Here is a 14,468-nt window from a genome sequence, read left to right on the forward strand (position 1 = left end):
GAAGGCGGCTACTTCTGCTTCCGGGAGATGTAGTCCAGGGCCTGCTTGGCGACCGTCTCCAGGTACGGGCCGCTCAGCGAGGTGTGGTCCTGGGTGCCGATCGAGGTGTTGCTGACCAGTGCGAGCCTGCCGTCCGGCATCGGGGCGAACCAGCCGCCGCCGCTGGAGCCCTGCGTCATGGTGCAGCCGATGGTGTGCATCGACGGGCGCTTCGGGTCGAAGGAGAGCCGGACCGGCTTGCCGCCGTCGCACTTGTACAGCTCCTGCCCGTCGAAGGGCTTGTAGAGCGGGTAGCCGACGGCCGAGACGCTCAGCTGGTCGCGTGGGGCGTCGAACCAGACCGGGACGGCCGAACCAACCGTCTCCTCCAGCGACTTGCCGGTGTCGTTCTGGTTCTGCACCCGCATGACCGCGAAGTCGTACTGGTTGGCGGCGTCACCGGTGCCGCCGCCCTCGACCGTCCACTGCGGGGAGGTCACCACGTCCTTGGCCCACCAGGTGCCCAGCGGCGCCAGCTCCGCCAGCGGGGCCTTCTTGCCGCCGCTGGAGGCACCGGAGTTGTTGTAGGCGGGGACGAAGACCAGGTCCTTGAAGAAGTCGCCGCCCTTGCCCGGGTGCACGCAGTGCCCGGCCGTCCAGACCAGGTTGCTCTTGCCGGGGTGCGCCGGGTCGGCGATCACGGTGGCCGAGCAGTTGCCGCGGCCGCCCTCGGCGCTGAAGAACACCTTGCCGGAGGGCTGCTTGGTGTACGGGCGGGCCACCGGCGTCGCCTTGACCACGGGCGGCTCGGGGTCGGTCACCCCGGCGTCGCCGGCGGGCTTGGCGGTGGGCGGCGCCGGGTCGGCGGGCTTGGAGTCGCCCATCTTGTCCGGGTTCCAGAAGTCCTTGACGATCGGGTTGTTGAAGACGTGCTTGGAGGCCCAGGCGTCCCAGTCCTCGAACTTCCACTTCTTCAGGTCGTCCCAGCTCTTCGGCAGGCCCTCCAGCAGGCTGGTCGGGATGCCCGAGGGCAGGGTGAGGCCGCCGATCACGCCGCCGCCCCCCGCGGCGGCGGCCGAGGCGGTGGCGCTCGCCGAGGCCGGCGGCGGTGCGGCGGTGCCCCCGTCGCCGGCGGGGCCGTCCGGGCCGCAGGCACTCACGGCGAGCAGGGTTCCGGCGGCAAGGGCCGCGGCCATGGCTGACCGGTGGATCGATGGCATGGTGTTCGCTTCCCCCTGGATAGTCCTGTTCCGGCGGCGGCCCGCCGCCCTGGAGTCTCCCACTGGACACCAGGACGACACGGGCCGACCCCCGGGTTCCGGAGCTGACCGGAGGTCACCGAGCTGTGACGAACCCCCCGTCGGCTCGTTGCCACGGCAGGGCCTCCCGCCTCAGGGGTGAACAATCACCGCTCTTCACTCGGACGAGTGAGCTGCCCTTGTGATCACCCGTCAGGGATAGGTAACCCTTACCTGACGCGACGGTGCGAGCGCCCGCCAGACCCTCTCCACCACCCGCGCGCGTCCGCACCCCACGCGCCCCAAGGAGCAGCCTTGAGCACCGCCCTCACCGGAGCCCCGCCCGACGTCCCGGCGCCCCGGCCCGCCCCGGCCCGCCTCTCCGTGGCCGGCCCGGCGCAACCCGACCCGCTGCTGCACCCGGACCCGGCCGTCGCCGCCGAACAGGGAGCCCTGGAAGCCCTGTTGCGCTGCTGGGCCCGGGAGACCGGCGCCACGCCGGGCCCTGACGGGCGCCTGCGGATCGCCGTCCTCGGCGGCGCCGCCCGGCTCTCCGCACCCGTCCGCCACTGGTCGCAGGCCGGCTGGCACCGCTTCGGCCCGGCTACCCTCTCTGCCGGCGAGGACACCGCGGCGGGGGATCCCCGCGACGCCCCGGTGGACGCCGTCACCACCGCCGCGCTGCTCGCCGCCGCGGCCGCCGCCCGTCCCGACCCCGGCCAGGTCGCCGACCTCGCCGCCCGGGTCGCCGACTCCGTCGTCCGCACCGCCGACATCCTCGCCCACCACCGCACCGCCGCCGCCCGCGGCGGGCCGGAGGGCTCGCACTTCCTCGCCGCCGAACAGTCCCTGCTGCTCGGCCACCCGCTGCACCCCACCCCGAAGAGCCGCGACGGCCTCGGCCCCGCCCAGAGCGCCGCCTACTCCCCGGAGCTGCAAGGCTCGTTCCAACTGCACTGGTACGCCGTCGACCGCGAACTGCTCGCCGCCGGCTCCGCCGTGACCGAGAGCGCCGACCGGATCACCGCCGGGCTCCTCGGAGACCCGGCCCTGGTACCGCCCGGCACCGCAGCCCTGCCGCTGCACCCTTGGCAGGCCCGCGAGCTGGCGCTGCGCCCGGCCGTCGCCGGACTCCTCGCCGACGGACTGCTGCACGACCTCGGCCCGGCCGGCGCACCCTGGTACCCGACCTCCTCGGTGCGCACCGTCTACCAGCCCGGCACGCCCTGGATGCTGAAGCTCTCACTCGGCCTGCGGATCACCAACTCCCGCCGGGAGAACCTCCGCAAGGAGCTGCACCGCGGCCTGGAGATGCACCGGCTGCTGGAGAGCGGCCTGGCCGCCGAGTGGCGGGCCACCCACCCCGGCTTCGACATCGTCCGCGACCCGGCCTGGATCGGCGTCGACCACCCCGCCCTCGGCGACCCGGGCGGCCTGGACACCGTGCTGCGCGCCCAGCCCTTCGCCCCCGGCGACCGCGCACTCTGCGTCGCCGGGCTGGTCGCCGAACAGCCGCTCGGCACCGGCGACACCGTGCCGTCCCGGCTCGGCGACACCCTGCGCTCCCTCGCCGCCCGCTGCGGCCGCCCGTTGGCCACCGTGGCCGCCGAATGGTTCCTGCGCTACCTGGACGCCGTCGTCCTGCCCATCCTCTGGCTGGACGGACAGGCCGGCATCGCGCTGGAGGCGCACCAGCAGAACAGCCTCGTGCTGCTCGACGCCGACGGCTGGCCGACCGGCGGGCGCTACCGCGACAACCAGGGCTTCTACTACCGGCAGAGCGCCGCCGAGCGGCTCACCGGCCGGCTGCCCGGCCTCGGCGCGCAGAGCGACACCTTCCTCGCCGACGAGGTGATCGACCACCACTTCGCCTACTACCTCGGCATCAACCACGTGCTCGGCCTGATCGGCGCCCTCGGCTCCCAGCGGCTGGCCGACGAGGCGGTGCTGCTGGCCGCGCTGCGCGGCTTCCTCGGCAGCCCCCGGGTCGCGGCCACCGGCTCCGTACTGCCCGCCCTCTTGCTGGACGCGGCCACCCTGCCCTGCAAGGCCAACCTGCTCACCCGGATCAACGGCATGGACGAACTGGTCGGCCCGGTCGCCACCCAGTCCGTCTACGTCGACATCCCCAACCCGGTGGCCGGCGCGTGACCTCCGCCGCGAGCCTGGCCGAGGAGGCCGCCGGCTGGGGCGCCATGCCCACCGTCGCCGGCGAGTTCCGGCTCCGCCCGGTCCGGCTGCCCGCCGACCTGGAGCTGCTCGCCGGCTGGATGAACGACCCGGAGATCGCCGCCTTCTGGGACCTCGCCGGACCGCCCGCCACCACCGAACGGCACGTCCGGGCCCAGCTCGACGGCGACGGGCACAGCGCACCCTGCCTCGGCCTGCTCGACGGCGCCCCGATGAGCTACTGGGAGGTCTACCGCGCCGACCTCGACCCGCTCGCCGGGTACTACCCCGCCCGGCCCCACGACACCGGCGTCCACCTGCTGCTCGGCCCCGCCGACCGGCGGGGGCGGGGCCTCGGCGCCACCCTGCTCGCCGCGCTGGCCGACCGCGTCCTGCGGGAACGGTCGCAGTGCGAGCGGGTGGTGGCCGAACCCGACGTCCGGAACCGGCGTTCCGTCCGCGCCTTCGAACGGGCCGGCTTCGTGCCGGCCGCCGAACTCGACCTGCCCGGGAAACGGGCCGCCCTGATGGTCCGCGACCGCGACCGCCGAGGCCCGCTCCCCTCCGCCCCGAACCCCGCCTAGGACACCGCCCACCCCATGGACACCCCACCCCAGCCCGAGCCGTACGACCTGCTCGGTGTCGGCATCGGCCCCTTCAACCTCTCGCTCGCCGCGCTCGCCGAGCCCGTCCCGGGCCTGCGCACCCTCTTCTGCGACCAGCGCCCGGAGTTCCGCTGGCACCCCGGGATGCTGGTCGACGGGGCCCGGATGCAGGTGCCCTTCCTCGCCGACCTGGTCTCACTGGTCGACCCGACCAACCGCTGGTCCTTCCTCAACTACCTGCGCGAACAGGACCGGCTCTTCCCGTTCTACTTCGCCGAGCGCTTCCAGCTGCCCCGCCGGGAGTACGACCACTACTGCCGCTGGGCCGCCGAGCGGCTCGCCAACTGCCGGTTCGCCACCGTCGTCACCGCCCTGCACTGGGAGGGGGACCGGTACCGGGCCGAGCTGCTGGACACCGCCACCGGCCGGCGCGAAGAGGTGCACGCCCGCAATCTCGCGCTCGGCGTCGGCACCCGGCCGGTCCTGCCCGAGGCCTTCGCCGGCCTGACCGGCCACCCGCGGGCCTTCCACTCCGCCGACTACCTGGACCGCCGCTCCGCCCTGGACGGCGCCCGCGACATCACCGTGGTCGGCAGCGGGCAGTCCGGCGCCGAGGTCTTCCTCGACCTGCTGCGGCGCCACGCCGGCGACGGCGTCCGGCTGCGCTGGCTCACCCGGACCAGGGCCCTCGCCCCCATGGAGTACTCCAAACTCGGCCTGGAGCACTTCACCCCCGACTACACCCGCTACTTCCACGGCCTGCCCGAGCCGGTCCGCGACCGCCTGGTCGACGCCCAGTGGCAGCTGCACAAGGCCGCCAGCGCCGAGACCCTCGCCGAGATCCACGACCACCTGTACGAGCGGACCATCGGCCGCCGGATCGACGCCGACCCGGTCGAGATCACCCCCGGCACCGCCGTCACCGACGCCCGGCCCGGGCCCTGCGGCGGGCTGGAACTCCGCTGCCGGCACACCGACTCCGGCGCCGAGCACGTACTGCGCACCGACGCCGTGGTGCTCGCCACCGGCTACCGGGCCGCCCGCCCGGCCGCCCTGGAACCGCTCGCCGAGCTGATCGACTGGGACGGCGCCGGGCGCTACCGGGTCGACCTCCACCACCGGGTCGCGACCCTTCCCGAGCTCACCGGCGGGCTGTACGTACAGAACGCCGAACTGCACACCCACGGCGTCGGCACCCCCGACCTCGGCCTCGGCGCCCACCGCGCCGCGGTGATCCTCAACGCCGTGACCGGCCGGACCGTCCACCGGCTGCCCGCCCGCACCGTGTGGACCGCCTTCGCCCCGCCGGAGCCGGCGGCCCCCGCCCCCGCTCCGCCCACCGGCCCCGCCACCACCACCGTCCCTCGCCCCCAGGAGCTGTCCCGTGCCGCAACCGCCGGCCGCTGAACCGCCGCTGTACCTGCCCCCGCAGCTCACCGCCGGGCACTGGCGGCGGGCCGGCCGCGCACTGCTGGCCAAGATGCTCGGCGAGTTCGCCTACGAGGAACTGATCACCCCGGTCGCCGGCGCCACCGACGGTGAGTACCTGCTCCCGCTGCCCGAGGCCGAATACCGCTTCACCGCCCGCCGCGGCGCCTACGGCAGCTGGCAGGTCGCCGAGGACTCGGTGCGCTGCTCCCGGCCGGACGGCCTCGACCCGCTGCGCTTCCTCCCGTACGCCCGGCACACCCTCGGGCTGCACGGCGAGACCACCGGCCACCTCGTCCGCGAGCTCACCGCCACCCTGATCTCCGACACCCACCAGCTCGCCACCGCACTCACCGCCGCCGAACTGGCCGACCTCGGCCACACCGAGCTGGAGGGCCGGCAGGGCGGCCACCCCTGGATCGTCCCCAACAAGGGCCGGATCGGCTTCTCCGCCTCCGACACCGCGCGCTGGGCCCCGGAGGCACGCACCCCGCTCCCGCTGCCCTGGATCGCCGTCCACCGCCGGCTCGCCCAGTACCGCGGCGTCCCCGGCCTCACCGAGCCCGGCCAGCTGTACGCCCGCGAACTCGACGACCCCGACGCGCTGCGCGCCGGCCTGCGCGCCCGCGGCCTGGACGCCGACGACTACCTGCTGCTGCCCGTCCACCCCTGGCAGTGGGACGAGACCGTCGTCCCGCTGTTCGCGCCGTGGATCGCGTCCGGCGAGATCGTCCCGCTGCCCTCCGACGGCGACCTGCGGCTGCCCCAGCAGTCCATCCGCTCCTTCTTCAACCGCAGCCGCCCCGACCGCTGCACGGTCAAGCTGCCGCTCGCCATCCTCAACACCCTCGTCTGGCGCGGCCTCCCGACCGAACGCACGCTCGCCGCGCCCGCCGTCACCGCCTGGATCCACGGGCTCCGCCAGGCCGACCCGTTCCTGCGCGACGAGTGCCGGGTGGTGCTGCTCGGCGAGATCGCCTCCGTCACCGTCGACCATCCGCTCTACCGTGAGCTGCCCGAGGCGCCCTACCAGTACAAGGAGCTGCTGGGCGCGATCTGGCGCGAACCGCTCGGCCCCGCCCTGGACGCCGGCGAGCGCGGCCGCACCCTGGCCGCGCTGCTGCAGACCGGCGCCGACGGCCGGGCGCTGGCCGCCGAGCTGATCACCCGCTCCGCGCTCACCCCTGCCGCCTGGACGGCCCGGCTGTTCGCCGCCATGCTGCCGCCGCTGCTGCACTTCCTCTACCGGTACGGCCTGGTCTTCTCCCCGCACGGCGAGAACGCCATCCTGGTCTTCGACTCCTCCGACGCCCCCGTGCGGCTCGCGGTCAAGGACTTCGTCGACGACGTCAACCTCAGCGACCAGGACCTCCCCGAGCTGCGCGAGCTGCCCGCCGAGGTGGCCGGGGTGCTGCTGCGCGAGGACCCGCAGGGCCTCTGCCAGTTCCTCCACTCCGGCCTCTTCATCGGCGTCTTCCGCTACCTCGCCCCGCTGCTGGAGGCGCAGACCGGCCTGCCGGAGGCGGAGTTCTGGGCGCTGCTGCGGGCCGAGATCCTCCGGTACCAGGAGCGCTTCCCCGAGCTGAAGGAGCGGTTCGCCCTCTTCGACCTGTTCCGGCCGCGGATCGACCGGCTCTGCCTCAACCGCAACCGGCTGCTCCTCGACGGCTACCGGGACCGCCCGCACCGCCCGCACGCGGCCCGGCACGGCACCGTCCCGAACGCCCTCACCCCGGAGGGGACGGCCGGGCTGCCCGGCCAACGGGACCGGATTGTCGCCCCTGCCCCGTAGGGTGGGAGGGTCATGACGAACGACTCCGAATCCCAGCTCCCCGCCGACGCCGCCGAGGACGCCGCCGCCGATTCGGCCGCCGCCGACGCCGCCGAGGCCGCCGTCCCGCGGGCCCAGCTCCCCGAGCTGCTGCACGCCGCCGTCGCGGCCGTCGGCGGCGTCGAGCGCCCCGGCCAGGTCCGCATGGCCGAGGCCGTCGCCGACGCCGTCGACCACGGCGAGCACCTGCTGGTGCAGGCCGGCACCGGCACCGGGAAGTCCCTGGCCTACCTGGTGCCGGCCCTCGCCCACGGGGACCGCGTGGTGGTCGCCACCGCCACCCTGGCGCTCCAACGCCAGCTGGTCGAGCGGGACTTGCCACGCACGGTCGAGGCGCTGCACCCGGTGCTGCGCCGCCGCCCGCTGTTCGCGATGCTCAAGGGCCGCTCCAACTACCTCTGCCTGCACCGGGCCAACGAGGGCACCCCGAGCGAGGAGGGCGAGGGCCTGTTCGACCCGGTGGACGCGCTCGGCGGCCCCACCGGCAAGCTCGGGCAGGACGTGCTGCGGCTGCGCGACTGGGCCGACGAGACCGAGACCGGTGACCGGGACGACATGAGCCCCGGCGTCTCCGACAAGGCCTGGGCCCAGCTCTCGGTCACCTCCAAGGAGTGCCTGGGCGCCACCCGCTGCGCGTACGGGCAGGAGTGCTTCGCCGAGAAGGCGCGCGAGCGGGCCAAGCTGGCGGACGTCGTGGTGACCAACCACGCGATGCTGGCGATCGACGCCATCGAGGGCGCGCCGGTGCTGCCCGAGCACGGGCTGCTGATCGTCGACGAGGCGCACGAGCTGGTCAACCGGGTCACCGGCGCGGCCACCGCCGAGCTGACCGTCGGCGCGGTCAACCGCGCGGTGAAGCGGGCCGCGCGGCTCGCCAACGAGAAGGCCGTGGACGCCCTCCAGGGCGCCGCGGAGAACTACCACGGCCTGATGGAGACCGCCCAGCCCGGCCGGGTCGAGGAGCTGCCCGAGTACCTGGCGTACGCGGTCACCGCGATCCGGGACGCCAGCCGGCAGGTGATCACCTCGCTCGGCGAGACCAGGGACAAGTCGCTCACCGACGAGGACGCGGTGCGCAAGCAGGCGATGGCCTCCGTCGAGGCGCTGCACGAGACGGCCGAGCGGCTGCTCGCCGACTCCGAGTACGACGTGGTCTGGATCGAGCGCAGCGACCGGTTCGGGATGGGCACCGCCTCGCTGCGGGTGGCCCCGCTGAGCGTCTCCGGGCTGCTGCGCGAGGGCTTGTACAAGGAGCGCTCGGTGGTGCTCACCTCGGCCACCCTCAAGCTCGGCGGGGACTTCAACGGCGTCGCGGCCTCGGTCGGCCTGCCCTCGGAGGCCCGGCTGCCGGACGTGCGCGGGCCGGGGGACACCCCGGAGCCCGGCCTCGGCGAGGACGTGGTGCCGCACTGGCGGGGCATCGACGTCGGCTCGCCGTTCAAGTACCCCAAGCAGGGCATCCTCTACGTCGCCAAGCACCTGGCCGACCCGGGCCGCGACCCGGAGCGGCCCGACATGCTGGACGAGCTGGCCGAGCTGATCGGCGCGGCCGGCGGGCGGACGCTGGGCCTGTTCTCCTCGATGCGCGGCGCCCAGACGGCCGCCGAGGCGATGCGCGGGCGGCTGGACAACCGGATCCTGCTCCAGGGTGAGGACACCCTGGGCGAGCTGATCCGGGAGTTCGCCTCGGACGCCACCACCTGCCTGTTCGGCACGCTCTCGCTCTGGCAGGGCGTGGACGTGCCCGGCTCGGCCTGCCAGCTGGTGGTGATGGACCGCATCCCGTTCCCGCGGCCCGACGACCCGCTGATGAGCGCCCGGCAGAAGGACGTCGAACAGCGCGGCGGGAACGGCTTCATGGCCGTCGCGGCCACCCACGCGGCGCTGCTGATGGCGCAGGGCGCGGGCCGGCTGGTGCGCGCCGCGGACGACCGGGGCGTGGTGGCGGTGCTGGACCCGCGGGTGGAGACCAAGCGGTACGGCGGCTTCTTCCGGTCCTCGATGCCGGAGTTCTGGTACACCACCGACCGCAACCAGGTGCGGCGCTCGCTGGCGGCGATCGACGCCTCGGCGGCGCCGGTCCGGCCGGTGGTCAGGAAGGGCTGAGCGGGCGGCCCAGGGCAGGCGTCCTGGGCGGGCCCCGGGAGCGCCCGTCCCGAGCGGGCCCGGGAACGCCGAAGGGGCTCCCCGCACTCTGCGGTGGAGCCCCTTCCCGGTGTGTGCTGTGGCGGGCGCTCAGAGGCGGCGCAGGACCGCGACGACCTTGCCCAGGATGGTCGCGTTGTCGCCGTTGATCGGCTCGTACGCGGGGTTGTGCGGCATCAGCCAGATCCGGCCGTCCTCGCGCTTGAGACGCTTGACGGTGGCCTCGCCGTCGATCATCGCGGCCACGATGTCGCCGTTCTCGGCGACCGGCTGGCGGCGGACGGTCACCCAGTCACCGTCGCAGATGGCCGCCTCGATCATCGAGTCGCCGCGCACGGTGAGGGCGAACAGCTCGCCCTCGCCGACCAGTTGGCGCGGCAGCGGGAAGACGTCCTCGACCGTCTGCTCGGCCAGGATCGGACCGCCGGCGGCGATCCGGCCGACCAGCGGCACGTACGAGGTGGACGGGCGCCCGGCCGTCTCGGCGGTGTTGGGGCGGGCCACCTCGACGCCGCGGACCTCGTAGGCGCGCGGGCGGTGCGGATCCCGGCGGAGGAAGCCCTTGCGCTCCAGGGCCATCAGCTGATGGGCGACGGAGGAGGTGCTGGACAGGCCGACGGCCTGGCCGATCTCGCGCATGGACGGCGGGTAGCCGCGGCGCTGGACGGAGTCCCGGATGACCTCGATCACCCGGCGCTGGCGTTCCGTCAGCCCGGCCTCGTCGGTACGGATGCCGGGGGGGCGCCCCGGCATCGAACGCGCGGGGGTGGGGTGCGCGTCGTCCAGCACGGGGGAGTGCTCGATCGGCTGGTCGGGAACGCGGCTCGTGCTGGAAATGGCCGCGCCGGAGAGTCGGTGTTCTTCGCTACGGTCCATGCTGACGTCCACACTCTGCTGATTCGTGGTGCGCTGCCCCACCTTGAGCTGGGAGTGTTCCTGCACCGGGATGGTGTTGCTTTCGATCGTGTTCACGGCGGCCCCTCTCGACGGCTGTCCTCTCCCTTTTCCAGCCCAACGGCACCTCCTATCGAAAGGTTGCGCCAAACACACGTTCGAGTGAATTATTCGGGAGTTGGCTGACTCGATCAAGGCTTTGTTGTACATCGATTAAATGTTCGACCCGAAGTCGGCCCCGGCAGTCTAATCCGCACCGGCGGGCCCGTCGCGTCCGCACCGACACGCCCATCGCGCCGCCTCCCCCAAAGACCTACATGTAGTGGCTACATTCCTCTTCGTGCCCAGTACTAGTGGTCACACCGCATGATCAGCTTGGCGAGGCCGGGTCCTCATCGCGTAGACTCGACCAGTCCGCACGTCCTGCCCGGGAGGGATCCTCAGGTGCACTGCCCCTTCTGCCGGCACTCCGACAGCCGCGTCGTCGACAGCCGGACCACCGAAGACGGCAGCTCGATCCGCCGCCGTCGGCAGTGCCCGGATTGCGGCCGCCGCTTCACCACGGTGGAGACGGCCGCACTCATGGTCATCAAGCGCAGCGGTGTCACCGAGCCGTTCTCCCGGGAGAAGGTCATCTCCGGAGTCCGCAAGGCCTGTCAGGGCCGCCCGGTCACCGAGGACGCCCTCGCCCAGCTCGGCCAGAAGGTCGAGGAGTGCGTGCGGGCCACCGGCAAGTCCGAGCTCACCACCCACGACGTGGGCCTGGCCATACTCGGACCGCTCAAGCAGCTCGACGTCGTCGCCTACCTGCGCTTCGCCAGCGTGTACCAGGCGTACGACGGACTGGAAGACTTCGAGGCCGCCATCGCGGAGATCCGCGCCGAACGGCCCGTCCCCGAGGCGGACGGCACCTGCGTGCCCGTCCCCGCCGCCGCGCCCTAGGAGGCCCGGCTCAGCACACCGGCCCTCCGGGGCCGACCGCCACACCGGCCCCCCTCGGGGCCGACGCGTGCCCGGAAACGGTGCACAGAACACCACAAACCGTGCGGAAACAGGCAGGTAGCCGCCTGTCCGCACACCGGAAGAGCGAACCAGCGGTGCCCGGACTTTTCGGGGCACTTTGGGCGTTTGCCCAGGAGGAGGAGCGAGAAGTGACAGACACCACGAGCGGTTCCGCACGCGGGTCGAAGTCCGACAAGGCCACGACGAAGGGCGCCGGCAAGGCTCCCAAGGGCGGCCTGCGGATCGAGCGCATCTACACCACCCCTGGCGTCCACCCCTATGACGAGGTCCGCTGGGAGCGGCGCGACGTCGTCATGACCAACTGGCGCGACGGCTCGATCAACTTCGAGCAGCGCGGCGTCGAGTTCCCCGACTTCTGGTCGGTCAACGCCGTCAACATCGTCACGTCGAAGTACTTCCGCGGCGCCGTCGGAACCCCGCAGCGCGAGTGGAGCCTCAAGCAGATCATCGACCGCGTGGTGCTCACCTACCGCGCCGCCGGTGAGAAGAACGGCTACTTCGCCACCCCCGGCGACGCCGAGGTCTTCGAGCACGAGCTGACCCACGCCCTCCTCCACCAGGTGTTCAGCTTCAACTCGCCGGTCTGGTTCAACGTCGGCACCAAGCAGCCCCAGCAGGTCAGCGCCTGCTTCATCCTGGCCGTCGACGACTCCATGGAGTCGATCCTCGACTGGTACAAGGAAGAGGGCATGATCTTCAAGGGGGGCTCCGGTGCCGGCCTCAACCTCTCCCGGATCCGCTCCTCCAAGGAGCTGCTCTCCTCCGGCGGCAACGCCTCCGGCCCGGTCTCCTTCATGCGCGGCGCCGACGCCTCCGCCGGCACCATCAAGTCCGGTGGCGCTACCCGCCGCGCGGCCAAGATGGTCGTCCTCGACGTCGACCACCCCGACGTCGAGGCCTTCATCGAGACCAAGGTGAAGGAGGAGGAGAAGATCCGCGCCCTGCGCGACGCGGGCTTCGACATGGACCTCGGCGGGGACGACATCGCCTCCGTCCAGTACCAGAACGCCAACAACTCGGTCCGCGTCAACGACGAATTCATGACCGCCGTCGAGAACGGCACCGAATTCGGCCTCCGCGCCCGGATGACCGGCGAGGTCATCGAGACCGTCGACGCGAAGAAGCTCTTCCGCAAGATGGCCGAGGCCGCCTGGGCCTGCGCCGACCCCGGAATCCAGTACGACTCCACCATCAACCACTGGCACACCTGCCCGGAGTCCGGCCGCATCAACGCGTCCAACCCCTGCTCCGAGTACATGCACCTGGACAACTCCAGCTGCAACCTCGCCTCGCTCAACCTGATGAAGTTCCTCCGCGACGACGACAGCTTCGACGCCCAGCGCTTCGCCAAGGTCGTCGAGCTGGTCATCACCGCGATGGACATCTCCATCTGCTTCGCCGACTTCCCCACCGAGAAGATCGGCGAGACCACCCGCGCCTACCGCCAGCTCGGCATCGGCTACGCCAACCTCGGCGCCCTGCTGATGGCCACCGGCCACGCCTACGACAGCGAGGGCGGCCGCGCCCTGGCCGGCGCCATCACCTCCCTGATGACCGGCACCGCCTACCGCCGCGGCGCCGAACTCGCCGGTGTGGTGGGCCCGTACGACGGCTACGCCCGCAACGCCGCCCCGCACCAGCGGGTCATGAAGCAGCACGCGGACGCCTCGGTCGCCGCCGTCTCGGTCGACGAGCTGGACGCCCCGGTCTGGGCCGTCGCCACCGAGACCTGGCAGGACGTGCTGCGCATCGGCGCGCAGAACGGTTTCCGCAACGCCCAGGCGTCGGTGCTCGCCCCGACCGGCACCATCGGCCTGATGATGGACTGCGACACCACCGGCGTCGAGCCCGACCTCGCCCTGGTCAAGTTCAAGAAGCTGGTCGGCGGCGGCTCGATGCAGATCGTCAACGGCACCGTCCCGCGCGCCCTCAAGCGTCTCGGCTACCAGGACGAGCAGATCGAGGCGGTCGTCGCCCACATCGCCGAGCACGGCAACGTGGTGGACGCGCCCGGCCTGAAGACCGAGCACTACGAGGTCTTCGACTGCGCGATGGGCGAGCGGGTCATCTCGGCCATGGGCCACGTGCGGATGATGGCGGCGATCCAGCCGTGGATCTCCGGTGCCATCTCCAAGACGGTGAACATGCCGGAGTCCGCGACCGTCGAGGAGATCGAGGAGATCTACTTCGAGGCGTGGAAGATGGGCGTCAAGGCGCTCGCCATCTATCGCGACAACTGCAAGGTCGGCCAGCCGCTCTCGGCCAAGAAGAAGGACGCCGAGGCCAAGGTCAAGGCCGAGAACGCCCCGGCCGCGGTTGAGAAGGTCGTCGAGTACCGCCCCGTCCGCAAGCGCCTCCCCAAGGGCCGCCCGGGCATCACCACCTCCTTCACGGTCGGTGGCGCCGAGGGCTACATGACCGCCAACTCCTACCCGGACGACGGCCTCGGCGAGGTCTTCCTGAAGATGTCCAAGCAGGGTTCGACCCTCGCGGGCATGATGGACGCCTTCTCCATCGCCGTCTCGGTCGGCCTCCAGTACGGCGTGCCGTTGGAGACCTACGTCTCGAAGTTCACCAACATGCGCTTCGAGCCGGCCGGCCTGACCGACGACCCGGACGTGCGGATGGCCCAGTCGATCGTCGACTACATCTTCCGCCGCCTGGCGCTGGACTTCCTGCCCTTCGAGACCCGCTCCGCGCTCGGCATCCACTCCGTCGAGGAGCGCCAGCGCCACCTGGAGACCGGCTCCTACGAGCCGCTGGACGCCGAGGAGCTGGACACCGAGACGCTCGCCCAGTCCGCCCCGGTCACCCCGGCGGCCCCGGTGGTCAAGCCCGCCCCGGCGGTCGAGGCCCCCAAGGCCACCCCGGCCCAGGCCCACAACTCGACGGAGCTGATGGAGATCCAGCTCGGCCTCAACGCCGACGCGCCGCTCTGCTTCTCCTGCGGCACCAAGATGCGCCGCGCCGGCAGCTGCTACCTCTGCGAGGGCTGCGGCTCCACCAGCGGCTGCAGCTGACCGCTGAACCGCGAGCGGTGATCCACCGCTGAGGGGGGGGGGGGGGGGGGGGGGGCCCCCCCCCCCCCTTTTTTTTTCTTTGCTCATGGGTAGGGGGGTGGGGGGCGGGGGGGGGGGGGGGGGGGGGGGGGGGTGG

At 72.7% G+C, this 14,468-nt stretch carries 9 protein-coding genes; 7 read left to right on the forward strand and 2 right to left on the reverse strand.

Annotated features, from left to right (window positions below):
- Positions 1-8 precede the first annotated feature (8 nt).
- Positions 9-1,199 carry a hypothetical protein gene (locus tag ACZ6NC_RS22325; protein ID WP_465735352.1) on the reverse strand — a complete coding sequence of 397 codons (1,191 nt, stop codon included), beginning with the start codon at positions 1,197-1,199 and terminating at the stop codon, positions 9-11.
- Positions 1,200-1,532: 333 nt separating this feature from the next.
- Here ACZ6NC_RS22325 and ACZ6NC_RS22330 point away from each other — a divergent pair, with 333 nt between their 5' ends.
- Genes ACZ6NC_RS22330 through ACZ6NC_RS22350 form a run of 5 tightly spaced genes read left to right on the forward strand, consistent with a single transcriptional unit; the run spans position 1,533 to position 9,356 of the window.
- Positions 1,533-3,368: an IucA/IucC family protein gene (locus ACZ6NC_RS22330; RefSeq protein WP_465735354.1), complete on the forward strand. Its 1,836-nt coding sequence runs from the start codon at positions 1,533-1,535 to the stop codon at positions 3,366-3,368.
- The gene (locus ACZ6NC_RS22335) at positions 3,260-3,970 is read left to right on the forward strand and encodes a GNAT family N-acetyltransferase (RefSeq protein ID WP_465735482.1); all 711 of its coding nucleotides are present in this window, start codon (positions 3,260-3,262) and stop codon (positions 3,968-3,970) included. The genes ACZ6NC_RS22330 and ACZ6NC_RS22335 overlap by 109 nt, the downstream gene beginning before the upstream one ends.
- Positions 3,971-3,985: 15 nt before the next feature.
- Entirely contained in the window at positions 3,986-5,398 is a 1,413-nt protein-coding gene (locus tag ACZ6NC_RS22340) for a lysine N(6)-hydroxylase/L-ornithine N(5)-oxygenase family protein (protein ID WP_465735356.1), read from the forward strand.
- Complete coding sequence (locus tag ACZ6NC_RS22345) at positions 5,376-7,211, forward strand: IucA/IucC family protein (protein WP_465735358.1); 1,836 nt, start codon at positions 5,376-5,378, stop codon at positions 7,209-7,211. The genes ACZ6NC_RS22340 and ACZ6NC_RS22345 overlap by 23 nt, the downstream gene beginning before the upstream one ends.
- 12 nt (positions 7,212-7,223) lie before the next feature.
- Positions 7,224-9,356, forward strand: coding sequence for an ATP-dependent DNA helicase (locus ACZ6NC_RS22350; protein WP_465735360.1), 2,133 nt, complete (start codon positions 7,224-7,226; stop codon positions 9,354-9,356).
- Between the two features lie 129 nt (positions 9,357-9,485).
- Here the strand turns inward: ACZ6NC_RS22350 and lexA are convergent, their stop codons facing one another.
- Complete coding sequence (lexA, locus tag ACZ6NC_RS22355; RefSeq protein ID WP_224281048.1) at positions 9,486-10,148, reverse strand: transcriptional repressor LexA; 663 nt, start codon at positions 10,146-10,148, stop codon at positions 9,486-9,488.
- A 585-nt stretch (positions 10,149-10,733) separates the two neighbouring features.
- Here lexA and nrdR point away from each other — a divergent pair.
- Both nrdR and ACZ6NC_RS22365 read left to right on the forward strand, forming a co-directional pair.
- On the forward strand, positions 10,734-11,231 hold the full coding sequence (gene nrdR / locus ACZ6NC_RS22360) for a transcriptional regulator NrdR (protein WP_396323787.1): 498 nt from the start codon (positions 10,734-10,736) through the stop codon (positions 11,229-11,231).
- Between the two features lie 209 nt (positions 11,232-11,440).
- The gene (locus ACZ6NC_RS22365) at positions 11,441-14,332 is read left to right on the forward strand and encodes a vitamin B12-dependent ribonucleotide reductase (protein WP_465735362.1); all 2,892 of its coding nucleotides are present in this window, start codon (positions 11,441-11,443) and stop codon (positions 14,330-14,332) included.
- Positions 14,333-14,468: the final 136 nt, after the last annotated feature.

It is taken from the genome of Kitasatospora sp. NPDC041988 (assembly GCF_055588525.1).

What these genes read in the sequence shown, in the direction of transcription:
- lexA (WP_224281048.1), bottom strand. Translation starts at nt 10,148, where the DNA reads ATGCCGGGGCGCCCCCCCGGCATCCGTACCGACGAGGCCGGGCTGACG.
- ACZ6NC_RS22325 (WP_465735352.1), bottom strand. Translation starts at nt 1,199, where the DNA reads ATGCCATCGATCCACCGGTCAGCCATGGCCGCGGCCCTTGCCGCCGGA.
- ACZ6NC_RS22340 (WP_465735356.1), top strand. Translation starts at nt 3,986, where the DNA reads ATGGACACCCCACCCCAGCCCGAGCCGTACGACCTGCTCGGTGTCGGC.
- ACZ6NC_RS22350 (WP_465735360.1), top strand. Translation starts at nt 7,224, where the DNA reads ATGACGAACGACTCCGAATCCCAGCTCCCCGCCGACGCCGCCGAGGAC.